This window comes from Paenibacillus sp. FSL R5-0345, from assembly GCF_000758585.1.
Lineage (GTDB): Bacteria > Bacillota > Bacilli > Paenibacillales > Paenibacillaceae > Paenibacillus_AQ.
Map to the genome: position 1 here is coordinate 5,260,840 of NZ_CP009281.1, position 26,374 is coordinate 5,287,213.

A 26,374-nucleotide genomic window follows, 5' to 3' on the forward strand; every position below is an offset into this window, starting at 1 on the left:
CCATCCTCTTACCTTAGTAAATAAACATTGCATCTCCAAAGCTAAAAAACCGGTACTTCTGATTTATCGCTTCTTCATAAGCAGCTAAAATATGTTCCCGACCTGCCAAAGCACTAACCAACATTACCAAAGTTGACTTTGGCAAATGAAAATTAGTAATTAACGCATTGACTACACTAAACTTATATCCCGGATAGATGAAAATATCCGTCCAACCACTACATTCAACAAGCGGACCGCCTTCACATTGTCTTCCTACCGTCTCAAGTGTCCGACAAGAAGTCGTTCCAACTGCAATAATGCGGCCCCCTTGTTCCTTGGTAGCATTTATAGTGTCTGCTGTTTCTTGAGACATTACAAAATACTCTGAATGCATAACATGCTCTTCAACCTTCTCAACAGACATTGGACGGAACGTACCGAGACCCACATGAAGTGTGATATAAGCGATATTTACACCCTTTGCCTCAATCTGTTCCAACAGTTCTTTGGTAAAATGAAGCCCTGCTGTAGGAGCAGCTGCCGATCCCTCATGCTTAGCATAAACGGTCTGATATCGTTCACGATCATCCAGTGTTTCCTTAATATAAGGAGGCAGTGGCATCGTTCCCAGCCTGTCCAAAATCTCTTGGAAAATACCCTGATAAATGAAGCGAAGCGTTCGGCCGCCCATATCAGCCTCGTCCTCGATAACAGCACGAAGCTCATCACTAAAGATGATAACCGCTCCTGTCTTAAGCTTCTTACCCGGCTTAACAAGCGCTTCCCATCGATCGTCTCCCAAATTCTTTAGAAGAAGCACTTCAGCCTTAGCTCCCGTATCTTCTTTAACCCCAAACAATCTGGCAGGAATGACTCTCGTATCATTCAGAACGAGCGTATCTCCCGGTTGAAAATAATTAATAATATCGGTAAAATGCCGGTGAGCCAGCGCCCCATCCTCCTTATTTACTAGGAGTAGTCTAGAAGAGCTACGGTCAGAGAGTGGTGTCTGGGCAATTAATTCTTCCGGCAAATGAAAATCATATGCGTCTACATTCATGGTCTGTCTTCATTCCTTAACTATAGTAACGTTCTGATAATAGTGTTGCAATATCTGCTTGTAATCATACCCGCTGTCAGCCATGCCTTTTACGCCCCATTGTGACATGCCTAGACCATGACCGTATCCTTGGCCAATGAATAGAAAGCCCGAACTGTTAGTAATCGCTCTGGCTGATGAATCCCCGCCCATCACTACAGTTCCACTGCCGTTTACATTAACCTTACCTGATGCAGAGAGTACACCTGCGCTCTGTGAACTTCCAATCGTGCTAGTAGTACCGTCAGCGCCTAATACAGTATAACTTCCGGCTGGTACAATATCAAACAATGTACTTGGCAATCCATTAAACGCAGAACGGAACATATCAGGATATTTCACATCCAGAGACTGACCATTTGCTTTCACCTGAATCGCTCTTCCAGAAGGACCGCGCTGAGTAACCTGCAAATTAAGAATGCTGGAAGGGAGCGTGCTGGTTGTTTTACCCTGCAAGCTTTTTAGAAGGTCGGCAGAGGTATATGGCCCTTTGATCCAGCTATAGCTGCCGGACTCATAAACTTTATCCAGAACAACTGCATTCTCGCCTGGATTCAACTTACCTACCGCACTTACACTACTTTCAACAGCAGGAAGGGGTCGTACATTGACATCTTTAGTGGTAGCTGTCGCGATGTCCAGTCCCGCTGCAGTTTTATTCCCTGTCAATTTAATGTTATCCTCACGTGCGTATCCTGAGGTGCCATTAGCGAGCAGTAAATAATACCACTTCTTAGCGGTCGCGGTAGCTGCGACATCCTCTTTGCTGGGAACACTGGCGAATGCATCTCCACCATTGCCCCATACCTCCGATGGATCAGCTGTTACACCGCCACTGTTCGAGGAGAACACAGCCTCCACAACTTTGCCACCACTCATCAACACTTCACCAGCAGTAGCATCCACAGCCTTAATAATGACAGGAGCCTCTGATCCAATTCCGTTATATACCTGACTCAATGTAGAATCTACTACATTCGCTACATCAAAACGGTTGCCTTGCGCCATTGCATAGCTTCGGGCGGCGACAGCCTGAGCCTTTAGAGCTTCATCCGGCCAGCTGGAGGAAACCTCTCCTCCAACCACTGCGTACAAATATTGTTCCAGTGGCACTTCATTGATAACCGCTAGAGAGCCTCTCAAATTACTTAGCTCCATATTTCCACGGTAGGTACGCTTGGATCTTTCTTCGAGCTGAATTCCAGCCTCATTGCCAACTGCCAAAAACTTAGCATCATTTCCGGAAACCATATAATGATTAGCCTGTATTTCATTGCTAAAATCAAGCCCAGCATCTACACGCAACATTAACCCGGGTGAAGTCGCAGCAGATCCAGCCAGCTGCGGCAATGCTGCAGACACTGCAGTCTGAACAGCAGCCAAATCTTTATCGTTCGCAGCTTCGCCAACCCATACTTCATACTGAGCGCTGCCATCACTTCCCGACAATAACACCTTCCATGCATCAAAACCAGCAGCTGTAATACTACTCAGAGCACTATCAGCTTCTTGTTCCGAAGAATAGCGACCCGCCGATAAATGCTTATCGCCTTTCACTGCAGGGGTTTGATCAGCAGGAATACCGAGCCCTGCCTTTACTACACGGGCAAGCCCATCCTTGGCAGCAGCTTCACTGGCATAGACCCCTGTATACAACTGGTACACATTGGTTCCATTTCTAGAAATCATAAAAATCTGAGGCTTATCAGAAGTAGACTGAAGCTTTTTAGCCGCATCAGCAGCTGTTTTCCAGCTTGAAGTCTCCATTACCTTCACTCTATAACCATCCACACTAACACGAATTCTGCTCTGCGCAGGCACCGATAACAAAGGAGCGCTCCCTGGTTGGTTTGACATCAAAGTAAAGCTTTGTGTTGATTGCATAGTTACTACTGGCACGGTAGATTTATATTTACTACCAATATCGGCATAAAGGGCAACTCGTATCGTACTATTAGAATCGGCATGACTGGCACCCGCAGGGATCAAGAGACTTCCCACAGCAATTGCAGCTGCTAGCAATCCTTTGCTTAGTGGAGCTATACCTCTCCATTTCATCTTCGTATGCTTCATCCAGCATCCTCCTTTTGAATGTAGTTACTGACTCAGTGCTGCTCCGGAGGGAGCGGAAGGCCTAAGTGATGATAAGCGGCCGGGGTTACAATTCTTCCACGAGGACTCCGCTGCAAGAATCCGATCTGCAGCAGGTAAGGCTCATAAACGTCCTCAATCGTCTGACTTTCCTCACCAATTGTGGCAGCAATCGTATCCAGCCCTACAGGACCGCCACGAAAGCTTGAAATCATTGCTCTTAACATCTTGTGATCGATGCTATCCAACCCGCGTGGGTCTACTTGTAGCATCCTCAGGGCTTCCCCAGAAATCTCAGGGGTTATAATCCCGTCTCCGCGCACTTGAGCAAAATCACGAACCCGCTTCAATAGTCGGTTCGCAATCCGCGGCGTTCCCCGGGAACGAAGCGCTATCTCTTCCGCCGCATCACCGATAATCTCAATCCCTAAAAGATCTGCATTTCGAGCCACAATGTAGCTCAGCTCATCTATCGTATAGTACTCCAAGCGGCTGACCACTCCGAAGCGATCACGCAGTGGCGCTGACAATAGCCCGGCACGGGTGGTAGCACCTATAAGTGTGAAAGGCGGCAGATCCAATCGTACCGAACGGGCACTTGGTCCTTTGCCGATCATGATATCCAGCGCGAAGTCTTCCATCGCCGGATACATAACCTCCTCCACCGTCCGGTGCAAGCGGTGAATTTCATCGATGAACAGCACATCGCCTTCCTGCAGGTTCGTCAGCAGGGCGGCTAGATCTCCCGGCCGCTCTATAGCAGGACCGGACGTGGTTCGTAAATTCACACCCAGCTCATTGGCGATAATGTTCGCGAGTGTTGTTTTACCGAGACCTGGAGGCCCGTAAAGCAGCACATGATCCAGCGCTTCACTTCTCATTTTGGCCGCTTCGATATATATTTTCAGGTTTTCTTTTACCTGATTCTGTCCGATATATTCTCCCAGATAACGAGGGCGTAAGCTTAATTCTACCGCCTGCTCGTCCATCATCAAATTTGCGGATATGATCCGGTCATCCATTCCTATCGCTCCCTTTCTTCAGGATGTGTTCGGCTTTATTTAGCAATGTATAACAGCCCCAGTGCCTTCTTCATTAACACATCTACAGTCCCTGTCTCTGCTCCCTCTTTCTTCATAGCGAGCCACACGCGATCCAATTCACTTTCGGTATAACCCAATCCTTTAAGAGCATCTCTAGCTTCTTGCCAAGCTAACCCATCCGCCCTTTCTTCCATCGGCACTGCAAATAATCCCGTTTGCATCGAGGCCATACTGAGTCCGTCCAGCTTATCCTTCAAATCTAGAATCATCCGCTGCGCCGTTTTTTTGCCAATGCCCGGCAGTTTCGTTAGGAAGGTGATATTCTCTTGGTAAATTGCCGAAATCAACTGATCTGGAGTTCCACCTGTCAGTATTCCGAGTGCAACCTTCGGACCGATCCCAGATACCTCTATCAACTTGCGGAACAATCTTTGCTCCTCCCGTGTCGGGAACCCGAACAGCAGCGTAGCATCCTCACGTGTTTGATAGTGAATATAGATCGTTACAGGCCCTTCTACTTTAGCGAAAGTATAAGGGTTCGGGCAGAACACCCGATAGCCTACTCCTTGTACATCCAGCACCACATATTCTGACTCCAAATGAACGACGGGTCCTCTTAAGAAATCTATCATTTTCGCAATACCTCATTTAATTTAGAATTAAGACTGCTCGAATGGGCATGACATACCGCTACCGCAAGTGCATCCGCTACATCATCCGGTTTAGGGATCGCCGATAATTTCAACAACAGCTTCACCATTTCCTGTACCTGCCGCTTCTCTGCCTTACCATAACCAACAACAGCCTGCTTCACCATCATCGGTGTATATTCCGAGACGGGTAGGCCGCGCTGTACAGCAGCTAATATCGTTACTCCGCGGGCCTGTGCTACTGGTAATGCTGTTGTAACATTACGTGCGAAGAACAACTTCTCTATCGCTACAGCATCAGGTTTATATTTATCAATGAGCTGACCCATGCCTTCATAGACATGCAGCAAACGTTCTTCCTCAGGCGTATGAGCCTCAGTCTGGATACAACCATATTGGACCGGAGTCAACTTATGACCTTCCTTATCTACAAAGCCAAAACCGACAATCGCCAGCCCTGGATCAATTCCCAAAATGCGCAAGCACGATCTCTCCTCTATAACAGGCAGTTTATTCCACCGTTTTCATCCATTACTCCGCAATGAAGCGAACATATGTATTCCTTCAAACCATTATAGCAAAAATACCCCTTCCGGGAGAAAAAAAGTTTACCCTTTGATGCGAAATGACAACTTTAGGCCTACAATGGGAACTTTACACTTTCTTATATTTGCAAAAAAAAGCTGCCCTATAGCCATTAATAATGACTTTAGGACAGCTCGTATGCTTTTAATGCTATTGCTTGTTCTGCATGACATGTTCGGCAGCCTCACGCGCATAGTCACTGAAGGTGGACAACACGCTGTTGTACTCCTCTATATCCTGCACACGAATGCCTTCATGAAGCTCTTTCCACATATTTTCCGGTAAAGAGGACTTTAAGGAACCCATATCCATTTGAAAAAAAGTCTTCAAAACCTTTTCCTGCACCGGGGGTCCTTTAAATAATTTCAAATTTCCAAAAGCATCGACACCGATGTAGGCTTCTTTTTTCGTAAGGGTCGAGAGATCATTCACTTTTTGTTCCAGCCACAAATCTCCCTCGCTGCTGATCCAACCGTTCCAAGCAGGGTGTTCGTTAATAATTTTCTTAAGCTGAAGCGGGTTCTTTACACCCGGCAATGTCTGAATTTCTTCCCCGGATACATACGATATTTTTAAATGAACGGTTCTGCTGAGTCCGCTTTGAGTGATTGTCTGCAACAGTTGTTCGTTATTTAAAGCAGCCTTCTCTTTCTCCTCACCGCTGTCCACGCCTACTTTAAACACAGCTGCGGCCAATTCACTTTCAGTACTATCCGCCAAGCTAGAATTCGTCAGCAGCCCACTGATTTCCTCAGGCACCTGCATACTGCGCCAAGCTAGTAAAGTAAAAGCCACACAAGCTGCTCCTACCCAAAGCGCTTTTTTCCAACGTCTCCATCGCTGCCAAAGTTGTTTTTTTATGCGCGACACGTTAATCCCTTCATTCTGGTTTTTCCCTATTGTGACCTGAGAAGGGATCATTTATGCGCTTTTCTGTGAATAATCGATATTTTATTACAATTACAAGGTTGACCTTACAGTATAGTTCAGGCGTTAGGAATAACCGGCAGCTTCACATGGCTTGGATATTCACTATTATGGTAAACCGTCTGCAGCACTGTAATCGCCTCTGTATCTTCATACGGGTTACCGCCAGTATTCGTATTAGGGAAAGCAACGAATTTACTGGACGAGGTAATCGAGAAACGAATTCGGTGTCCTACCGCAAATCTGTGAGCAATATTCGGCATGAAAATATCGTATTCCTCCACTTGGCCAGGAGTGAGCAGTTCTGGTGCATCAAACCCGTGACGATATTTTGCTCTGACAATATAGTTAGATAACCTGATAGAGTCTCCTTGTTCATTTACATCACTAAGCGTAACTACCCAATCCGTATCCTTACCTGTGCTGGCAGCGTAGATGATAGCAGACAATTCGCCAGCTATAGTTAATTCTTCTGTCAACACCTCACTAGTGTACACAAGAATATCATTTCGCAGCTCATATTTTCTCAAGTTTTCAGGCTCTCGTTCCCCGCTATCATCCATAGGATCATTTGGGTTATAGACATAAGTATCTTCTGGTGAATGCTCCTCTGGCGCTGTAAGCAGCTTCCCATCTCCTTGTCCTGAATTAGCCCGGCCACCACTGGAAAGGTAAAACGGCGTAGTTGTTGCTTCAACCGGTGTCCAATCCTCCGATGTTCTCCACTGATTCTCACCAACGACATAATAAGAGGCTCTAGGCTCCTGATCTATTCCGTTCGGAATGCCTTTGAGGAAGCGGTCAAACCAGCGCAATACAGAAACATCATAATCATAAACCACTGCATCATTGCCGAAGCTTACACCCTCATAGTCTCTGGCCCGGTTTGGACCATGCTCCCAAGCTCCTAAACGGATTTTGCGATTCGGCACATCATGTTCAGTCAGCATTCTCCAAGTCTCCGATACACCAGGGCTGTCACCGTCATACCAGCCTGAGATTACATACATAGGGACCTGCACCTGATCCCCACGCACTGTAAAGGTACAGTTTCTCCAGAAATCATCATACTCCGGATGCTGGCTCCATAGATCCCATGGTCCGGATGCTTTACCGATCATTTGTTGAGGAATCTCCTTAATCGGTCTTGCATCGACGGCCGCTTCTGGGTTCACCGTAATGCCCCCAAAAATATCAAAATCCGTTCGGGTGCCTACAGATTGTGCAAGCGTCCAAGACAAGAGTGGCCAAGAGCAAAGCGTTCCACCCTTACGCGCCGTATCTACAAACGGTGAGCCGACATTCACTTCATCCACAACAGCCTTTAAATTGGGATGCCCGCTGGTCGCCGCTGAGACAACCACAAAGCCCAGATAGGACGCGCCCCACATGCCAACATTTCCGTCCGACCATTCCTGCGCGATAATCCAATCGATCGTATCATAGCCATCATCCCGTTCATTATAAAAAGGGATCAATTCCCCTTCCGAATCCGCCCGGCCTCTAACGTCCTGCGACACCACGGCATAACCTTTGTTGGCCCATCTCATAAAAATCTCTTTTTTCCCGTTACGGTCATAACAGGTTCTTACCAGAATCGTCGGAAGCTTGGTTCCCGGCTGAATGCCTTCAGGTAGAAATACATCCGTCGCTAATCTCACACCGTCGCGCATCGGAATCAGATCCGTACCCAAATCATTCACACCATACTCTGGTTTGGACAAAAGGGGATCATCATAAACAACCAGAGGCGTCAGCTTCTCATATCCTGCTTTAACAATCAGCTCGATGCCATACCGATTCGGCGTAAGAAAAGCAATAATCTCACCGTCCAAGGTCACGATATCCAGTGCCGTCTCATTTCGCAGCGCCCATACTTGTGAAGTAAGCTCACGGCCATCCATTACAGCCTGATACTGAATATGCTTTTGATAAAGATCACCGTTACTTAGAACTACCTCATCATTGACCCATTTTGCTTTAGCATAAGCGTCTATATGTTCATGGATTTTCTGAAATGGAAGAACGGTCTTGAACTGGCTATCCAACACGTTGTACTGCATTTGTGTTCGTCTACGTGGATCAACCTTGGCGAGCATAATCTGTTGTTCCGTAAAATGTATTTTCCCTGAATAAATGCCCGAACAGTAGAAGTTAAATGTAGTTGTGTTCAAATATGTTGTCATCTATTTATCCCCTATCCCCAAATTTCTTCAAATACGCGCAACCAGTTGCCACCCATGATTTTTGCAATATCCTCATCCTTATAACCGCGAGCCACTAGACCTCTAGTAAAGTTGATAAAATAACTATATTTTTCAAGCCCAGCAACGGTTTCAGTAGAAGGTCCGTCTCCTTTGGCGAAACCTAGTTTAGGTGCGATATGTTCTTTAAAATAGATCAAAGACCAGAGCACATCACTCATCGGCCAATCCGTCCCAATTCCGACATGATCTACGCCTACAAGCTGGATTACATATTCGATATGATCCAGCACATGATCAATAGTTGTATGATTAGGGTCTTCATGAGCAAACCATGGCATAGCAAAAATACCGATCACTCCACCTGTCTTAGCGATCGCAATGATTTCCTCGTCACTTTTGCAGCGCATATGCGGATAGATGGCCTCTACACCTGTGTGTGAAGCAATAACCGGAGTCTTAGAATACTGGCAAGCATCGAGCGTGGTCTGTTTTCCGCAATGTCCCGTATCTACAATGATCCCCAGCTTGTTCAGACGCTCAATGAACCTTTTTCCATAATTCGTAATCCCAGCGTTCGACTGTTCTGCACAACCTGCACCAACCTGATTCTGATTGTTATACGTTAATTGTAGAATTCTCAAGCCAAAATTATGTAACACATCTAATAGATCCAGATTCGTACCTAGACCATCCGTTTCTTGCGCCGTGATAATACCCGACTTATGGCCATTACGCTTGGCTGCACGTATGTCTCCTGCGGTTAAAGCTTTAACTAACCAATCTGCGGAGTCGAACTGAAGCTGAACTTCAGCCATGCTAGTGATCATGCTTTCTAAGGATTCTAAATGAAGTTCCCGGTTCCCCGCGGTAATTCCTGATTTATACCATTCACTTTTATACTCTGGGATCTCACCGCTGGCCGACAGCTTAGTGATCATTTTAGCTGGCATACTGCTGTATACCATCGGCTCATCTTTATAGGGCTCACACAGCTCTTTAATTTTTTCGGACACAGATTCTGGAATTGCGCTTGGAGATAAGGGTCCTTGAAATAGCAAATCAATATTAATGTTCTGCTCATGTAAACGTATGGCCCGCTCTTCTTCTAGCTCCGTCAACTTGAAATCATACAAACCTTCATATGTGCTCATCATGTGGTCGCTCCTTAAAATGCAATTTCAATCCCTTTTTGTAATCTAATTGCTTCATTATAAATGAAGTTAGCTGCTGCTAAATCCTCTATGGCAAGTCCTAGTCCTTTAAAAAGAGTGATCTCATCAGCTGTAGCTCTGCCCTCGATACTCCCGCTGATCAGTTCACCCATTTCACCGATGATATGGCCTGAAGTGATCACGCCTTCGTTCAGCGGAATTAAATAATCCCCAGATTCATTATGCGTGGATTCCAATCGGTCTACATACAACTTAGCTAACCGGACGACCTCCGAATCCAGCTCACGATCCGCTGGTCTGCACGCTCCAACCGCATTGATGTGAACACCGGACTTCAGCCATTCTCCTTTAAGTACAGGCTCTGTGGATGCTGTTACGGTACAAATGATATCTGCTGGGCTGACTGCCTCTTGTACAGACTCAGCGACAACGATCTCTATACCATATTTACGGCTCATCTCTGCTTGGAAATCTCTTGCTTTTGCAAGTGTCCTACTCCAAACTCTGACCTCACGTATGGATCGAACCAGCAGCATCGCTTCCAGATGGCTTTTGGCTTGTTCGCCCGTACCAAGAATGGCAAGCACTTCAGCATCTTCTCTGGCCAGATAACGAGTGGCTACTGCGCTAACAGCCGCTGTGCGAATTGCCGTAATCTTTAGTCCATCTACTACGGCTTTCAGAACACCGGTAGAAGAATCGAATAGCGTAACAAGTCCTTGATGGGAAGGTAGACCTGAGCCATGATTGCTTGGGAATACACTGATGATTTTGGCTCCTGCTACTTCTTCACCCTGCAAATAGCCCGGCATTAAGCCAATCAGGTTGCCTTGGTGCAGCGGGAGTACTTGTCTTAAGCTCTGTACAGCTTGTCCAGCGGACAAGTCCTTCAAAACAGATTCCATCACTGTGATGCAAGACTCCATTGCTAATAGCTCAGTCACTTCATTTTGATTAATGACTAGCATAAGACAACCCTCCTTTACTTCATTGTGAGAACAAATATGGGAATGCAAAATTATTCTTTATATCATAACTTATACGCTTTAATTATTCATGTATAAAGCTGGAAGCCATGAATTTGTTTTACCACGAGCCATTAGCTATACTTAATATAGTTCATATTCTATTTTAAGGAGCTGACGATTGATTATGTCTAGTAAAATAACTTTAGGTAGAACAAATTTGCAGGTACTCCCTCTCGGACTGGGTGCCAATGCTGTTGGTGGGCATAATTTATTTCCCGGCTTAAATGATGAGACTGGTAAAAACATCGTTCGCAACGCTCTTGATCATGGGATCAATTTCATTGATACCGCATATATTTATGGTCCAGGTAGATCTGAGGAACTGATTGGAGAAGTACTGAAAGAAAGAGGCGGCCGTGACAATGTGGTCATCGCTACTAAGGGTGCTCACAAGATTACTGGTGATAAGGTTACAATCGACAACTCTCCAGCTTTTCTAAGACAATCTGTAGAAGACAGCCTGAAACGCCTCCAGACCGATTATATCGATCTTTACTATATTCATTTCCCGGATGAAAGCACACATAAAGATGAAGCTGTTGGCGAGCTTAAGAAGCTGAAAGATGAAGGAAAGATCAGAGCAATTGGGGTCTCCAACTTCTCCATTGAACAGCTGAGAGAAGCCAACAAAGACGGGCATGTAGATGTTCTTCAATCCCACTACAATTTATTGCAACGTGATGCGGAAAAAGATTTGCTCCCTTATACACAGGAGCATGGTATTTCCTTCGTGCCTTATTTCCCTCTTGCATCCGGCCTGCTTGGCGGTAAATATAAGCAAGGCGATACATTCAGCGACATTAGAAAGAACGACCCACTGTTCCAAGGGGAGACTTTTGCTAAAAACTTGGAGAAAGTGGATAAGGTTCGCCAAATTGCCGATGCCAAAGGTGTTGAAGTCGCTCATGTGGTGCTCGCATGGTATTTGACTGTACCTTCTATCGACGCACTTATTCCCGGTGCTAAACGTCCAGAGCAGATCGTATCGAACCTGGAAACGCTAAAGGTTCAACTGTCATCTGAAGAGATCAGAGCGATTGATTCAATCTTTAAGGCGTAATAACGCCTTATAACTAAAGTAAGGGGTTGTCCCAGAAGTCATGAAATGGCTGCAGGGACAACCCCTTTTTGCTTTGTTCTATTATTTGAGCGGTTTGATTGGTTTGTTACGTTCATTGCGCTGCAGTTCATTCGTTGGATTCGTTGGAAGAACATCTTTAACTAACATGCCCACATGCACAGCTGCTATCGGACACAGCTGACCTTAAACAGAGCATGATTACATATTTGGAATCCTAACGGCCCCCATAGCCGCTCTTGGCATGTAAAACATCCAATAAGGACCTTTTTCTAAGGAATAACGTCAGTGAGGTCCGTAAATCACAGTGGATGTATTAAGTTTCAGCGGTGCAGCCTGCCAGCGAGCCACGGAGTAGCGATCCTTGTCTAACCGCTAAAAACTCAGAGTAGTGTTTCTTATTTAATATCCTAAATTCTTTGTATTAGTAAATATTGTTTGCTATACTTTCTCTGTGTATCAGTAGACTTAAATTTTTATACAAAGGGGAATTCCTTGATGATTATTCAACCTAAAACACGCGGATTTATATGCACAACAGCCCATCCAGAGGGATGCGCCAAACAAATAGAACAACAAATTGAATATGTAAAAGCACAAAAGAAAATTGAGGGACCTGCGAATGTACTTGTCATTGGTGCTTCTACCGGATACGGACTAGCTTCTAGAATTTCAGCTGCCTTTGGTGCTGGCGCCAATACCATTGGTGTGTTCTTCGATAAAGCTGCGGAAGGTCAGCGTACCGCTTCTGCAGGCTGGTATAACTCCGCTGCCTTTGAACAACAAGCAGCAGAGCTTGGGCTTAAATCACACAGCATAGTTGGCGATGCCTTCTCTGATGCTATTAAAGAAAAGACCATTGAATTGATTAAAGCTGAATATGGCACTGTCGATTTAGTTATTTATAGTGTCGCTTCACCTCGTCGTACCCATCCGGTAACAGGAGAAACCTTCTCCTCCGTAATTAAACCAGTGGGAACAGCTTATTCGAATAAAACCTTGAACTTCCACACAGGTGAAGTATCCATGACCACTATTGAGCCTGCTACGGAAGAAGAGGTACGTCAGACAATCGCCGTTATGGGCGGTGAAGACTGGAGAATGTGGATCGATCAGCTTCAAGCAGCTGGTGTCCTTGCAGACGGTGCTACTACCGTTGCTTACTCCTACATCGGACCTGAAATCACTCACCCTATCTATCGGGACGGAACCATTGGACAAGCCAAGCATGATCTGGAACAGACGGCGATCCAAATGAATGACCTTCTTGCGTCAAAAGGCGGACGTGCCTTTGTATCCGTTAATAAGGCGCTTGTAACACAGTCCAGCTCAGCGATTCCTGTAGTGCCCCTTTATATCTCTGCACTTTACGAAGTGATGAAGGAAAAAGGCCTGCATGAGAACTGTATTGAACAAATGTACCGCTTGTTCTCTGAGCACCTATACGGAGAAGGCAAGGCTACTACTGATGGAAGCTGCCTGATTCGTATTGATGACTGGGAAATGCGCGAAGATGTGCAGACTGAGGTTATGAAACGTTGGGACGAGCTGACAACTGAGAACGCTGCCGACCTAGCTGATCTTGAAGGCTACCGCCAAGACTTCTTCAATCTATTTGGCTTCAGAACAGATGGCGTAGACTACGAAGCTGATATTGATCCGAATGTCGACATTCCTAATATGGTCTAAATGCTAATGAGGTGGTCCGCAAAAGTAGTGAATTCTACTGATGTGGCCGCCTCTTTTATTTTTCTAAGCATACCTTTCAATACGACACAGGATATATTGGCTTAGCCTCCCTCTATATGTTATGGTTTGATAGAATACTGCAAGTTCTACTTACATTCGAAGGAGTGAATCACTCATGGTTAAAAAAATTAGTGTAGCGAATGGTGTACTAGACGTATCCCAAATTTCGCTTGGCTGTATGCGGATCGCGGATTTGTCTGCAAAAGAGGCTGATACACATGTACATAGTGCGTTGGAGCTCGGAATAGACTTCTTTGATCATGCTGACATTTACGCAGACGGCAAAGCTGAAGAAGTATTCGCAGGAGTACTTCAGAATAATCCTGGTATGCGTGAAAAAATGCTGATCCAAACCAAATGCGGAATCCGCAAGGGCTATTTTGATTTCTCTAAAGAGCATATTCTCCAATCCGTGGAGGGCAGCCTTAAACGCTTAAAGACCGATTATATCGATGTGCTCCTGCTTCATCGACCCGACACGCTGTTCGAACCTGAAGAGGTGGCTGAGGCTTTTGACATTCTGGAGAGCAAAGGATTGGTCAAGCATTTTGGGGTGAGCAACCAAAACCCGCTGCAAATCGAGCTACTCAAGAAAAATGTTAAACAACCACTCCTGTTCAACCAGCTGCAATTGAGTATAATGTTTACGGGTATGATTGATACCGGCTTCAATGTAAATATGACTAACTCCGGTTCGGTTGTCCATGATGGCGGGATTTTGGAGTACAGCCGTCTACATGACATGACCATTCAGCCATGGTCACCTTTCCAATACGGCTTCTTTGAGGGTGTGTTCTTGGATAACGACAAGTTCCCTGAATTGAATGAGGTCATTAACCGCCTAGCTGCTGAAAAAGAGGTGACCAATACTGCTATTGCCATCGCCTGGATTCTCAGACATCCGGCAAATATGCAGCCTGTTGTCGGTACAACCAATACGCAGCGATTGCGGGATATTGCCAAGGCTTCTGATATTACGCTCACCCGACCAGAATGGTATGAAATATACCGAGCTGCCGGCAATTTACTTCCATAAGTATAAAAAACCACGAAATACGTTAATAACGTACCTCGTGGTTTTTCTTTTTGGATGGACTCTCAGAGATTTGAAGCCTGCACAAATTGATTAAGAGTCAACTGCTCTGCCAACTGGGGGCGGACAACGGTTATACTCCATAAATCAAAGCTTAGACACTCCCGTTCTTAACCGCAATTCAGCTAACCATTTGCACAACAAATCAATAGAACACTAGGCATATAATGAACATAATAACAATTTAGCAATACTATGGAGGTTATTATGAACTGGAAATCGGCGATTGAACACACGCTCTCCACCACCCGTCTTAACATTAAGCACTTTGGTGACTCTTTTCCAATTGTAAGCCTGGGAGACGGCAAATATCATTTAACTGACCATACCGGCTGGACGGAAGGGTTCTGGTCAGGTATTTTGTGGCTGAGCTATGAATACAGCAAAGACCCGGAGATTCACGCCGCAGCCATCCAAACGGTTGATTCTTTCAAGAAGCGCATGGAAGCGGAACAGGAGCTCGATCACCATGACATCGGCTTTCTGTATTCGCTGTCCGCCAAGGCCCGCTGGATCGTTGATAAGGATGAAGAATCGCGTCTGCTGGCGTTGCAGGCAGCAGACATTCTAATGAAACGCTGGCGCTCTGTCCCGCAGCTGTTTCAAGCCTGGGGACCGGAAGGCGATCATGATAACGGAGCCCGGATTATTATTGACTGCCTGATGAATCTTCCGCTGCTCTATTGGGCAACCGAGCAGACCGGAGACAGCAGCTATGCGGATTACGCGAAGATTCATGCCGAGAAGAGCCGACGCTTCCTGGTGAGAGGAGATGATTCCTCCTTTCATACTTTTTATTTCGACCAACTGACGGGCAATGCCATCCGTGGAGGAACCGCACAGGGCTATCAGGATGGTTCAACTTGGACACGGGGACAGGCTTGGGGTGTCTATGGCTTTGCCTTAGCCTACCGCTATTTCAAAGAGCCGCATTATCTGGAAACCTCCATAAGAATGGCCCGATATTTTTGGGAGCATCTTCCTAATGATCATGTTGCGTATTGGGATTTCGATTTGCCGCAGGAGGATTCCACGCCCCGCGACAGTTCGGCTTCCGCCATCTTTGTGTGCGGACTCCTGGAGTTGCTGGAACATTTGCCGGAGGATGACCCGCAGCGGGCATTGTTTGGTGAGGCCGCAGAGAAGTCTATGGACTCCCTGTTGAACCGCTACTTTACCGCAGGCAGTCCATCTGAAGAGGGTTTCCTGCGGCATGGCTCCTATTCTGTCAGAGGAAATTCATCTCCCGATGATTTCATGATCTGGGGTGACTATTTCTTTTTGGAAGCGCTGCTGCGTCTGCAGAAAGGTGTTCCGGGATATTGGTATGAGCACTAAAGTGATTACGCATCAGCCCCCCGTGTCACCCGTGGCTCATATGAAATGAATGATCTATACTGTAATTAATAACGGTTATTAAGGGAGTGTTCCATGAACAGGAACGATCATTTACCCCAAAGATTTAAACCTAATTTATTTATGTACAATTATAAATATGAAAATGAGGAAGCCCATTGGTTTCACGCACATCGGGGAATTGAAATACTATATATTTACACCGGCCGCGGGGAAATCATGGCAGAGAATCAAACCTACCCTATCCGGGATCATACACTGGTCTGGTTTCAGCCCTATCAGCTGCACCGTGTGATGGTTCCTCCGACACCCAACCGTTCATATATCCGGACGAATCTGACCTTTGACCCCAGTCTTCTAGAGCAGTACCTCTCCGTTTTTCCTTTAATGGAGAAGTTTTTCCGCAGGATGTGGAAGGGCAGCCTTCAGATGCCGGTTTTCTATGATTTGCAGGACACCCTGATTCCTGATTTGCTGGAGGAATTAGATTATTCCACAAATAACTCTGCAGCTGGCACAGAAGAAAATATCGGATTTCTGATGCTTCAGCTGATTCGTCTGCTTCAAAAACACATGTCAGGTGACTTGACCGAAGTTAGCCCGCTACATTCGCGTGGAGGTTCACATGCTGAGCGTATCACCGAATGGCTTGATGAGCATTACAAAGAACCCTTCAGCCTCGAAGTGCTGGCTGCCGCGATGCACCTGTCACCCTATCATATTTCGCATTTGTTCAAGGAATTTGCAGGCATCACGCTGTCCGAATATCTGATGCAGCGGCGTGTAAGAGAAGCTTGTATACTGCTTGCCAATACCACTAAACCCGTTAAAGAGATTGCGGCAGAAGTGGGCCATCTTTCCCCTTCATATTTCAGTCAGATGTTCAAAAACAATAAAGGGATTTCACCCGAAAAATACAGAAGGAGCATCCGCTAAAACCAGCTTTTTGGATGGTACAAACAAGAATAGAAATAATCCATCAAATACCTGTCTCATGATCACTGCAAAAAATCACCCTTTCATAAAATGGAGTACTAAGCAGCCATTTTACGAAAGGGTGATTTAAATTTATTTAAAGACGAACAAAGACGTGAAACAAGAAACAGATTGGAAACGGCAGGATCCGCAGCCAACGGTCGAATGTCTCACCTGCCAGTAAAATACGAGTGGTGTACTTCTCTACAGAATAACTTCAACCTTGACCGATGAACGTCCGGGATAAGGGGGAAGTACATTACCTTCCACCTGTTCTCCATCAACGGTGATTACTTTGACGCCTTTGCAGACCTTGCTGACATTCGTAACGGTGATGTCATAGACACAGCCTCTGAAACGCCGTTTTACCGTAAACCCTTCCCAATTTGCGGGAATACAGGGATCAACGGACAAGCCTTCCAGCACGGGCTTCACACCTATAATATATTGGGTGGCGGCGATATACATCCATGCAGCCGTGCCTGTTAACCATGAAACATTGGCGAGACCAAACTTGTCTGACTCCGGCCCGAACAGGTTGGAGGCATAGACATAAGGTTCTGCTTTGTAACGCCATAAGCCCGCCTTATCCATGGCCACATTCGGCAGCAGCTGACGATAATATTTATAGGCCAAATCTCCCCGACCAAGCATGCATTCAGCTATAATTGCCCAGGTGTTGGCATGACAGAATACCGCACCGTTCTCTCCCGTCCCCTTATTGTAATTGGTCAAAGGATCCGCAGGATCGGGAAAGGTGGTAATAGAAGGATGAATTTTTTTGATGCCGAGCTCTGTGTCCAACATTTTGCGTACGCTATCCATTGCTTTCAGGCCCTTATCTTGGTCCGCCATGCCGGACATAGTGGCCCAGGTCTGGGCGTTGAGCCAGATTTTGGCCTCATCGTGTTCATCGCTGCCGAGGAACCGACCATCATCCATAATCGCCCTCCGGAACCAACTCCCGTCCCAGCCGATACTGTTGACCAGCTTACGCTGCGTCTCGTACATAGCTTCATACTGTGCGACGTCCTCCGGGTGGCCGGCGAATACCGCAAGATCAGTCATCCGCAGCAGCACCGTTCCCAACTGCATCGACGTCCAGATGCTTTCTCCTCGCCCCTCACGGCATACGCGGAACAGCTGATCGTTCCAGTCCGAGCGAAGCATCAATGGGAAACCGCTTTGTCCCAGCTTCGACACGGTAAAATCAATCGCCGCCTTCAGATGCGCATACACCGTTCCCTCACCGCCGTCATAATAAGGTACCCTGGTCTTCAGAAAAGCGGCATCTCCGGTTTCCGCCAGAAGATCCCATGCCGCCAGCGCAGTCCACAAATGATCATCGGAATGGATGCTCGTTACCGGGTCCCAGCCTTCGTTCGGAAAGAAGTAGTGATTCACATGCCCGTCCCTGTACTGCTGGCCGAGCAACAGCTTCAGCTTGTCAAAGGCAAGCTCCGTATCAAAGGGCACGACCGCCAAAATATCCTGCGCGGTATCCCGGTAGCCGACACCTCTGAACGTGCCCGTGGCATAAAAGGAAATGTTGCGCGAAAACAGAAAGTTACGGTGCGCCTGGTATGGATTCCAAATGTTAATCATCCGCTCGGCATCCTTATCCGGCAGACTGCTCTCCCACGCACCCAGGTAATCCGCCCAATTTTCTTTCAGCGCCCGGAAGGAGGCTTCTACGAATCCCGCTTCCCGGGAGTGAGCGACTGCCCTCACAATCGCCTGCTCATCCGCTGCAGTACCGAGAAAGACATTTATCGTGCGACTTTCCCCTGGCTGCAGCGTCAGGTTAAACTGCAGCGCACCGCACGGGTCGCCGCCCATCAGGGTGGAGTTGGTGCAGCCCCCGTTTTCAATTGCCGCCGGATTGGATTCGCTGCGGTAACAGCCAATGAATTCCTCGCGATCACCGTCATAACCGGCAAGCGGCATATCCGCTGTCAGATAGACAAGCGGTGTCTCCTCCGGTTTGGGCTGGTTCTCGACGCCATACCGGTACACCAGCGCCTCCGCTTCATGGTACTGCACCGAAACCTGATGTTTGTTGTAGCACTGCCACTGCAGCTCACGCATAAATTCCAGCATACCGAATTCGGCGTAGGCATAGACCTTGAGCTCTTGCGGAGTATTGCCTTGATTGGTCAAGGTCAGATTCCAGATCAGTGAATTTTCATAAGGCCCGACAAAATACACCGTTTGGGCTGCTATGCTCCCCTGACTTGCCTCGAACCGGGTATATCCCATGCCGTGGGAACTCTTCCACATCTCCGGTTTATCTGTGGCAGGTTCGCTGGTCGGGCACCAGTAGCGGCCTGTTTCCGCATTTTGTATATAAATATAAGGGCCTGAACGGTCCATCGGCAGATGGAAGAAACGGTAGCGCGTAATGCGCCAGATCTGGGGCGACTTGTAAAAGGCCACACCGCCGCCCGCATGCGACAGCATCGTGTGGAAGGTACCGTTCGACAGGTAGTTCATCCACGGCGTCGGCATATCCGGCCGTTTGAATTCCACCTCCTTCTCCTCGTCCCTGAAGATATAATAATCCTTGGGATCGGTATGTTCATGGGGATCAGCTCTCACTTGGTTCCAGCTCCTTTATAAGATTATCGGGTTTATTTCGGCTCGACCTCGTCAAGGGTCAGCCGGTATTCCAGGCCCTTCATATAAGTGCCGTCAGAATTCAGAAAGGTCAGACCAATTATGAGGTCACCGCCGCTTCCCCGAACTATCGCAATCAGCCGGTTGAGTCCGCTCTGCAGCGTAATCTCCCGCTCTGGCTCTATCACCAGAGCACCGTTCAAATAAATCTCATAAGAGGCGGTTGTGTTGATACGCAGCCTCCCCCGGTGTAGCTGTCCCTCTCCCCCCCATTCCTCCGGCGTATGCACAAAGCAGCTTAGAAACCACGGACCTCTTCCCGCATCCGCTATTTGCAAAGTACCGTTGCCGGAACGCCGCTCTTTCTTGTGCATCCAGCCGTAAAGGCCTTCGCCCAGATTATTCAAAGAAAACGCCGGATCGGTGTAGTACGCCTTCATCTCCTCATAATCAACATGGGGCTGACAAGGCAGGGCCATCATAGTTTCCACGGCCCACTCCTCATCTCCCTTCACACTGTCCAGCAAGCCGTCGGCAAATGACGCGCCTAGATTAGCGAGCAAACGGGAATACAGGCGGAGTGCCTTCTCACTTCCGGAGTCCGTCAGCAGCTGGGAGCAAAGCACAGAGCCTGTTCCCAGCTTGACTTCGGTCAGGTAGGTTCCCGATGGACGCGTATTTCTGCGGTTCAGCTCCACCAATGCGAGACGGCTGTATTCCGCCGTGTAGCCATGGACGAAATAATCCTTCCAGGCGGTACCTTCAACGCTCGTGCAGAGAACTGTTGCGGCCGGTATCTCCAGGCTGTCCGCAGCCACCACCCGGTTAAGTACATCCCGCGGCGACAGAAATACCTTGTCGAAGCCGAACAGGTCGACCGGGCTGAACCCCTGCACGGCGGCATGGACATCGTCCGCCGCCAAGTGATACGCCTCGTGCGGCTTCACGCGCACGGGGCGGTCCAGCAGGCGGGCAAGCGCCGCTTGCTGGCTTGCCGAAGCCGGCAGGAGCAGCACCTGCCCGCCGGCTTCAGCGTAACGCCGGAGCGCCTCGGCAGCTCCCGGCGCTTCCAGCATGCAGGCTTCGGCCACGATCAGGCCGAAGTCCTGCATGACCCCGAGCGGCGCTGTGTTATCCAGCGCCGTATACCGCAGCCGCAGCTGTTCAAGGAACGCTGCGGTCTGCCCGCCGCGGCGCACCAGCGCAGCCGCGGGCCGGGCCTGAGCTCCGGCGGTGTCCCCGCCGCCGGCGTAGGCCAGCAGGTTCCGCAGTAGCAGGCAAGCCTGCGGAACCTGCTCCAGATTGGCCATCAGCTCCAGCTGATTGGCCAGGAACAGGCCCTTTCCGCTGCGGTATTCCAGCAGCGGAGACCACAGATCGCCGCCGTCTCCGAAATCGCCCGTGCTGCATTCCAGCAGCAGTGAGAAGTCGCCTGTTACCGGCTTCTCAAAGGCGGCCTGAATAATCGGTGTCGGCCCCTCTTCGCGCAGCTCTTTATGCCAGAACATCAGATCCCTGTCACCCAACCCAGCGAGCACCGGATGTAGGTAGCTGCCGGCATGCGCACGGAAGAACGGCCGCCGCGAGAGCGGCAGCTTGCCCAGCGATAGCTGGTTCTGCTCCAGCAGCAGCAGCCGGCCGCCCCGCGCGGCAAATGCCTTCAGCAGTACCTCCACTTTGCCGTCTGCATCCTCCATCCGGCTACCGACAATAAGCAGATAATCGGCTGGCAGATCGTCCAGTAGTGAACGTTCCACTCTTTCACAGCCCGGAACAAGCCGGCGAATGTGCTCAAAATCGAGGTCCGACCCCCAATAGGCGGACCTCCGCCGCACATTCACAGGCTGACTCAGCAGGCTTGCGGACATGAGCCTGTACTCCAAACGCAGCTTGTGCACCAGCTGCCCACCGTGGAACAACTGTGCTGTCAGCGTCGCCCGCTCTCCGTCGGCAGCAGAAACAGGCATCCAAGAAAACGAAACGACCTTTTGTTCAGCAGGATTCTGACTGAAAGTGAAGCTTTGCTCATGAACGTTCTTGTTCCCCTGCCAGATTACGAACTCCATACTAACTTCCTGTGCGGACAGAGTATCGTTGTATACGTCAAAGCTCCGGAAGACCGGCTTATCATCATAGAAGCAGCTGTTATACTCAGCGGCAATGATCACAGCAGGTTTAAACGCCTCAGCCATAATCGCAAAAGCCGGATTAGGCTGATACAGGGGGTATTCCTCCGGCAGCAGACCGTTGTTGATAGACAGCGAATAGGCCGGGACACATTCCGGCTTCACTCCGGGCGTTCCCGGTTCAGACGGCGGCAGCGTAAGATTCTGCTCCGGCATCGGCCGCATGAAATAATGAGCAAAATTAAAGGTGGAAATGCCGGACACCCCCTGCCGCCTTGCATATTCCACAAACAACCGCTCCTTCAGCGCCAGCCCTGCTGTGCTTTCGTCCGTACCGCGGTAGGCCTGCAATCCGTTGTACATGCTGCTGTTCTGCGGACAAATATACCACCAGCCGCCGTGTTCCCCAAAAGTCAGCGGAACCGTACGGTCCCACTGGCTGATCGTGCCGTCGATATTGTAATGGCGGCTTTCCACCTCCGTATAGGCTTTTGGCAGCAGCCGGTTGTCCCCCTCGGCGATCACCAGACGAGTAGGATCAAGTTCACGGATCTCCGCGATCAGGCCGGGCATATGCTGTTTGAAGCCATCCCGTCCGTCTACCCAGCGCATTTCGTTCTGCAGGCTCCAGAGAATGACCGATGGATGGTTTTTGTCGCGTTGCACTAATCGGCGTACATGCTGCCGGCAGTTCTCCACATAAGCGGGATGGTCCGCCTGCATCGATTTGCCCGAGCCGTAAATCGCCGTCTCATCGACGATCAGCATACCTTCTTCATCAGCGATACGGACATAATCGGAAGGATAAGGCTCGGCATGCAGCCGGATGCTGTTAATACCGGCGGTGCGGCAGATGCGGTACCAGTTGCGGATATAAGCTTCCGTCATCTGAAGTCCTCCCTGAAAATGCCAGGAGTCGCCTCTTAGATTGACCGGAATGCCATTCAGCATAAACCGCGGTCCTTCACACCAGAATTCTCGGAAACCGAATACTTGGTCATACCGGTCGATGACTTCCCCGTCTTCGAGCAGTTCCAGCACCGCACTATACAAAAACGGCTCATCCGGGCTCCACAGTCTGGCGCCGCTCCAATCCAGATGAAATGAGGCATTATACACTTCACCAGCCCGTTCGTTCTCACACAGCCTAAGTTTCTCCGCAGCGGCAGCATCAACAGCTCCGGCTATACACTCCGCAGATAGAACTGGCCCGGGTTCGGCTGCCACCTCGTAACTCTCCTCACTACCTGACGTCAAGGAGGCTGTCAACAGCTCTACTTCTTCCCCTTTTATCCCAGCACTAGCCATAGCTGCGGCTCTCGGCTCTTCGGAATCTTCTGCCGCTTCCAGCCCTCTGGCAAATTGCCGCAGCACGCCTTTCTCCCAGATGCCCAGCCTTACTGTTAGCGGACCTCTGCCCCCGGCTGTTCCTGATCCGGCAGCCACAGCCTTCACCTCTATTCGCCCCTCCCTGACGGAAGTGCGGATCGTAACATCCTCCAGCGACAGCACAGGAATACCTTCCAGATAAACATCCTGCCAGATTCCCCGGCTGATTCTTCCATACCAGGAGCCCATAAGCCCCGTTATTTTTGACATACCGTTTGGAAGCACGACGGTGTCGAAGCTGCTGCAGACAACATGCAATTGATGCTCCCGTTCCTGTTCTACCCTGGAAGTAATATCAAGTCTCAGCGGCAGGTACCCGTCTTCCCAAACGCCAACCTCCTGCCGGTCAATATAGATCACAGCCTTTTGCATAATACCATCCAGCCGTAATATGATCCTCTGCCCGGCCATGCTTTCTGGAACCCGGAAGCTCCGATGCAGCACACCCGCTTCAGCGGCATCCCACTCCTCCGGATAGCCGTACAGGTCAAACGGGGCATACTCATATTCCGGGATGCCGCCGAATGATTTGCCGTCCGAAAGCGGGTAGGTCCGCCTCCAGCTGGAAGGTACCTGAAGCTTGCGCTCCTCATAGTTGATTGTTTCGGGCAGCCTGCGGCATTGTGGCTGATCATATAAGGGCATGAAATTCCAATTCCCGTTTAGACATAGCAGATTACGCATCTCTTGTTCCCCACTTTCCAGGGAAGGCGCGTACTTCGAGCACATTCTCCAGCTCCCGCCACAGCTCCTGGCCCTTAGACGCTTCCTCCCATTTGATAAAATGCGGCTCCATCACTTCAGCCCAGTTGTCCGGCCGCAGCCGGGTCTTCAGTTTTCCTTCATAAGGGGCTGGCTCCCGGGTAGCCGGCTGCTCTGCATAAAAAAACAGCACATTCTCATGCAGGCCGATCATGCCGTATTTATCGCCGTCCCCCGGCCGCTCCTCCTGGTATTGATAGTGGTAATAAATATAGCTGGCTGCCTCTTCTGGCTTCAGCAGCGCAAGCCGTCCGTAAGGCTTGCCTTCCGTGCTCCGGCGCTCCCAGTGCTGTATGGAGATTGGCTTTTGGTAATGAAAAATATCCGTCATCGGCACCCAGCGGCGCCCTTTTTTCCCTCCAGGCCACACGGCAAGCCGCTCCGAGACCTCCGGCAGTAAAACTTCCGGCGAAACCGGCGTTCCGAGACATTCATAATATAGAAACAGTTGGCTGCTGCAGACAAACAAGCTTAAATGGTCCACTCGGAGACGCTCCATAACGTCGATAAGCGAATGAGAGACCTCCCTGTTACGGAATAAAGCAGCGGCCTCCTCACCTTCCAGTTCTTCAGCTCTATATAAACAGCGCTTCATTCCGCACCTCCTTATCCTCACACTCATGTTACTGCATGCAAGCCTTTCCAGCCTTGACGATGCTGACCTTGTTTAGCATAATTACGACATTGTCTGCAAGAGCATTGATGGGATATTCCTTAGACTCCTCCTCACAGGTTAACTATAAAGCGCTCTCCCCATAGGAAGAGCGCCCAATAACATTTAAGCCATAACCGAGAAGGTGAAGTCATCGAACAGCATGTAGGGGAAGCCGTCCTTAAGCAGCAGGTTCCTACGATCTCCTTACTTCTTCAATCCTTTATCTTTAAGGAACTGCTCGAATTGTTTGGTTACTTCCGCTACGTATTTTTCTTCACCCGCTTCCTTCAGCTTGCCGTAAAGTGCAGGCCAGGTTTCTTCGAAATCGAGTGTTCCAGTAACCAGTCCCCGTTTGTATTCACCCCAGACAGCGTTAAGGTTGGCGATCTCCGTATTCACCGGCTCGGAATTGAACTTGAAGGCGCCGACAGGATTGACCTCTGAATTGGAATTGATCTTTTTAGTTTCTTCCCAGACGTTTTCCGGCTGTCCCTCTTTCAGATAAGAATTGAATACGCTCCCAAAAACCCAGTCCATATTCGGCAGATAACGGGAATCTGCCAGAGCCTTGATGTATTCACCATTGGTCTTCTCATAGTGTTCACCAGCTACGCCGTTGCAGAGCAGATTGTACAGCTCCTTATCGGTATTCACCAGATTGAGGAACATCATCGCACGTTCCGGATTAGGAGCAGTCCGGCTGATCGATTGGTTGGTCGTAGCCGAATAGCCGTTGGAGAACCAGTCGCTGAGCGGAACTGTAATAACCTCATTGCCGCCGTTTTTGGCCTTGACTTCAGCTTCCACACCGGGCTTTAGTGTAACGTTGAAATCGACTGCGATTTGGCCTTTGACGAGATAATCATTCATTTTTTCCGTAGCTGCATCTTTATAAATATAACCTTCCTTATACCATTTGCTGGCCAGTCGGAAATTGTCCAGCTCTTCTTCCGGATAACGCTGCAGTGTGTAGGTAGGATCATCTGTTTTGATATAGAAATGGTCATCTAGTCCCGGAACTACCCAGTACTTGTCGTCATGTGACTGAGGATTGATGAAAGAAGTGCCGAATAAACCAAATGGAATAATGTCCGGTTCATTTTGCTTGATTTGGGCCAAGAACGGTTCAATATCTGCAATTTTCTTAATGGAAGCGGTATCAAGATTATACTTGTCAGCAAAACGTTTCTGGATGATAAATCCGTAACGGGAGCCGTTGATCTGCTGATTCGGGATACCGTAAATTTCTCCGTCGACCGAAAGACCGTCCCACATCACCTGCGGTACATCCGCCTTCAGCTCCGGTGCGTATTCATCAAGCAGAGCATCCATCGGCTGGATGGCTCCTTTGCGCACCAGCTCTTCCGGCTTCAGCATATAGCCGGTCCAGAGAATGTCGAACTTCTCCCCCGCCGCCAGCACCGTGTTCATCTTCTGCACATAATCTCCGATCGCAACAGGCATTAGCTTGACTGTGGCATTAATCTTCGCCTTCACGATTTTGTTAACTTCCTCCTGTACCTTCTCCTGGTCGGCCTGAAGCTGTGACAGCGGATAATACCAGGTCAATTCAACCGGCTTTAGCTCGCCTGCGTTTCCTGATTCCGGAGCCGCGCTTTGTGTGCTTTCCGCTCCGCTTCCTTCCGCGCCTTTCCCGGCATTACTGTTGCCACCGTTATTGTTCCCTCCGCAGCCTGACAACACGGATGCAACGAGCAATACGGATGCCAAAACTCCAAACAGCCTCTTTTTCATGTAAGTGACCTCCTGTACTTTGTACATGTAATTGTA

The 26,374-nt window shown here is 48.7% G+C and carries 18 protein-coding genes; 5 read left to right on the plus strand and 13 right to left on the minus strand.

The window, feature by feature from the left end; genetic code table 11:
• Positions 1-13: 13 nt before the first annotated feature.
• From queA to R50345_RS23320, 9 genes are all read right to left on the minus strand, one after another.
• The gene (gene queA / locus R50345_RS23280) at positions 14-1,042 is read right to left on the minus strand and encodes a tRNA preQ1(34) S-adenosylmethionine ribosyltransferase-isomerase QueA (protein ID WP_042130506.1); all 1,029 of its coding nucleotides are present in this window, start codon (positions 1,040-1,042) and stop codon (positions 14-16) included.
• A gap of 9 nt (positions 1,043-1,051) precedes the next feature.
• Positions 1,052-3,154, minus strand: a complete 2,103-nt coding sequence (locus tag R50345_RS23285) for a SpoIID/LytB domain-containing protein (protein ID WP_081954161.1) — start codon at positions 3,152-3,154, stop codon at positions 1,052-1,054.
• 32 nt (positions 3,155-3,186) lie between these two features.
• Positions 3,187-4,194, minus strand: a complete 1,008-nt coding sequence (ruvB, locus tag R50345_RS23290; RefSeq protein WP_042130508.1) for a Holliday junction branch migration DNA helicase RuvB — start codon at positions 4,192-4,194, stop codon at positions 3,187-3,189.
• Between the two features lie 35 nt (positions 4,195-4,229).
• Positions 4,230-4,847 (minus strand): Holliday junction branch migration protein RuvA, encoded by a 618-nt coding sequence (gene ruvA, locus R50345_RS23295; RefSeq protein ID WP_042130510.1) that lies wholly within the window; start codon positions 4,845-4,847, stop codon positions 4,230-4,232.
• Positions 4,844-5,347, minus strand: a complete 504-nt coding sequence (gene ruvC, locus R50345_RS23300) for a crossover junction endodeoxyribonuclease RuvC (RefSeq protein ID WP_036677679.1) — start codon at positions 5,345-5,347, stop codon at positions 4,844-4,846. Before ruvC ends, ruvA begins: the two co-directional genes overlap by 4 nt.
• A 253-nt stretch (positions 5,348-5,600) precedes the next feature.
• Positions 5,601-6,245 carry a BofC C-terminal domain-containing protein gene (locus R50345_RS23305; protein WP_052414704.1) on the minus strand — a complete coding sequence of 215 codons (645 nt, stop codon included), beginning with the start codon at positions 6,243-6,245 and terminating at the stop codon, positions 5,601-5,603.
• Between the two features lie 191 nt (positions 6,246-6,436).
• Complete coding sequence (locus R50345_RS23310) at positions 6,437-8,563, minus strand: CocE/NonD family hydrolase (RefSeq protein ID WP_042130512.1); 2,127 nt, start codon at positions 8,561-8,563, stop codon at positions 6,437-6,439.
• An 11-nt stretch (positions 8,564-8,574) separates the two neighbouring features.
• A complete protein-coding gene (locus R50345_RS23315) occupies positions 8,575-9,738 on the minus strand; it encodes a dipeptidase (RefSeq protein ID WP_081954163.1) in 1,164 nt (387 codons plus the stop codon).
• 11 nt (positions 9,739-9,749) lie between these two features.
• Complete coding sequence (locus R50345_RS23320) at positions 9,750-10,724, minus strand: ornithine cyclodeaminase family protein (RefSeq protein ID WP_042130513.1); 975 nt, start codon at positions 10,722-10,724, stop codon at positions 9,750-9,752.
• A gap of 184 nt (positions 10,725-10,908) precedes the next feature.
• Here R50345_RS23320 and R50345_RS23325 point away from each other — a divergent pair, with 184 nt between their 5' ends.
• The 5 genes from R50345_RS23325 to R50345_RS23345 all read left to right on the plus strand — a co-directional run bounded on the left by R50345_RS23325 (position 10,909) and on the right by R50345_RS23345 (position 16,996).
• Complete coding sequence (locus tag R50345_RS23325) at positions 10,909-11,844, plus strand: aldo/keto reductase (protein WP_042130516.1); 936 nt, start codon at positions 10,909-10,911, stop codon at positions 11,842-11,844.
• 516 nt (positions 11,845-12,360) lie between these two features.
• The gene (gene fabV / locus R50345_RS23330) at positions 12,361-13,551 is read left to right on the plus strand and encodes an enoyl-ACP reductase FabV (protein ID WP_042130518.1); all 1,191 of its coding nucleotides are present in this window, start codon (positions 12,361-12,363) and stop codon (positions 13,549-13,551) included.
• Between the two features lie 175 nt (positions 13,552-13,726).
• Entirely contained in the window at positions 13,727-14,647 is a 921-nt protein-coding gene (locus R50345_RS23335) for an aldo/keto reductase (RefSeq protein WP_042130521.1), read from the plus strand.
• A 264-nt stretch (positions 14,648-14,911) separates the two neighbouring features.
• Entirely contained in the window at positions 14,912-16,042 is a 1,131-nt protein-coding gene (locus R50345_RS23340) for a glycoside hydrolase family 88 protein (protein WP_042130523.1), read from the plus strand.
• Positions 16,043-16,135: 93 nt separating this feature from the next.
• On the plus strand, positions 16,136-16,996 hold the full coding sequence (locus R50345_RS23345; protein ID WP_042130525.1) for an AraC family transcriptional regulator: 861 nt from the start codon (positions 16,136-16,138) through the stop codon (positions 16,994-16,996).
• A 243-nt stretch (positions 16,997-17,239) separates the two neighbouring features.
• On the opposite strand, the gene R50345_RS23350 is transcribed toward R50345_RS23345, so the two are convergent.
• The 4 genes from R50345_RS23350 to R50345_RS23365 form a co-directional block, all read right to left on the minus strand.
• Positions 17,240-19,633, minus strand: a complete 2,394-nt coding sequence (locus tag R50345_RS23350; protein ID WP_042130526.1) for a GH36-type glycosyl hydrolase domain-containing protein — start codon at positions 19,631-19,633, stop codon at positions 17,240-17,242.
• A 32-nt stretch (positions 19,634-19,665) separates the two neighbouring features.
• Complete coding sequence (locus R50345_RS23355) at positions 19,666-23,850, minus strand: glycoside hydrolase family 2 protein (protein WP_042130527.1); 4,185 nt, start codon at positions 23,848-23,850, stop codon at positions 19,666-19,668.
• Positions 23,843-24,523, minus strand: coding sequence for a hypothetical protein (locus R50345_RS23360; RefSeq protein WP_042130528.1), 681 nt, complete (start codon positions 24,521-24,523; stop codon positions 23,843-23,845). The genes R50345_RS23355 and R50345_RS23360 overlap by 8 nt, the downstream gene beginning before the upstream one ends.
• A 264-nt stretch (positions 24,524-24,787) precedes the next feature.
• Positions 24,788-26,338 carry an ABC transporter substrate-binding protein gene (locus R50345_RS23365; protein ID WP_042130530.1) on the minus strand — a complete coding sequence of 517 codons (1,551 nt, stop codon included), beginning with the start codon at positions 26,336-26,338 and terminating at the stop codon, positions 24,788-24,790.
• Positions 26,339-26,374 lie beyond the last annotated feature (36 nt).

What these genes read in the sequence shown, in the direction of transcription:
- queA (WP_042130506.1), bottom strand. Translation starts at nt 1,042, where the DNA reads ATGAATGTAGACGCATATGATTTTCATTTGCCGGAAGAATTAATTGCC.
- R50345_RS23285 (WP_081954161.1), bottom strand. Translation starts at nt 3,154, where the DNA reads ATGAAGCATACGAAGATGAAATGGAGAGGTATAGCTCCACTAAGCAAA.
- ruvB (WP_042130508.1), bottom strand. Translation starts at nt 4,194, where the DNA reads ATGGATGACCGGATCATATCCGCAAATTTGATGATGGACGAGCAGGCG.
- ruvA (WP_042130510.1), bottom strand. Translation starts at nt 4,847, where the DNA reads ATGATAGATTTCTTAAGAGGACCCGTCGTTCATTTGGAGTCAGAATAT.
- R50345_RS23310 (WP_042130512.1), bottom strand. Translation starts at nt 8,563, where the DNA reads ATGACAACATATTTGAACACAACTACATTTAACTTCTACTGTTCGGGC.
- R50345_RS23315 (WP_081954163.1), bottom strand. Translation starts at nt 9,738, where the DNA reads ATGATGAGCACATATGAAGGTTTGTATGATTTCAAGTTGACGGAGCTA.
- R50345_RS23320 (WP_042130513.1), bottom strand. Translation starts at nt 10,724, where the DNA reads ATGCTAGTCATTAATCAAAATGAAGTGACTGAGCTATTAGCAATGGAG.
- R50345_RS23325 (WP_042130516.1), top strand. Translation starts at nt 10,909, where the DNA reads ATGTCTAGTAAAATAACTTTAGGTAGAACAAATTTGCAGGTACTCCCT.
- fabV (WP_042130518.1), top strand. Translation starts at nt 12,361, where the DNA reads ATGATTATTCAACCTAAAACACGCGGATTTATATGCACAACAGCCCAT.
- R50345_RS23335 (WP_042130521.1), top strand. Translation starts at nt 13,727, where the DNA reads ATGGTTAAAAAAATTAGTGTAGCGAATGGTGTACTAGACGTATCCCAA.
- R50345_RS23340 (WP_042130523.1), top strand. Translation starts at nt 14,912, where the DNA reads ATGAACTGGAAATCGGCGATTGAACACACGCTCTCCACCACCCGTCTT.
- R50345_RS23345 (WP_042130525.1), top strand. Translation starts at nt 16,136, where the DNA reads ATGAACAGGAACGATCATTTACCCCAAAGATTTAAACCTAATTTATTT.
- R50345_RS23355 (WP_042130527.1), bottom strand. Translation starts at nt 23,850, where the DNA reads ATGCGTAATCTGCTATGTCTAAACGGGAATTGGAATTTCATGCCCTTA.
- R50345_RS23360 (WP_042130528.1), bottom strand. Translation starts at nt 24,523, where the DNA reads ATGAAGCGCTGTTTATATAGAGCTGAAGAACTGGAAGGTGAGGAGGCC.
- R50345_RS23365 (WP_042130530.1), bottom strand. Translation starts at nt 26,338, where the DNA reads ATGAAAAAGAGGCTGTTTGGAGTTTTGGCATCCGTATTGCTCGTTGCA.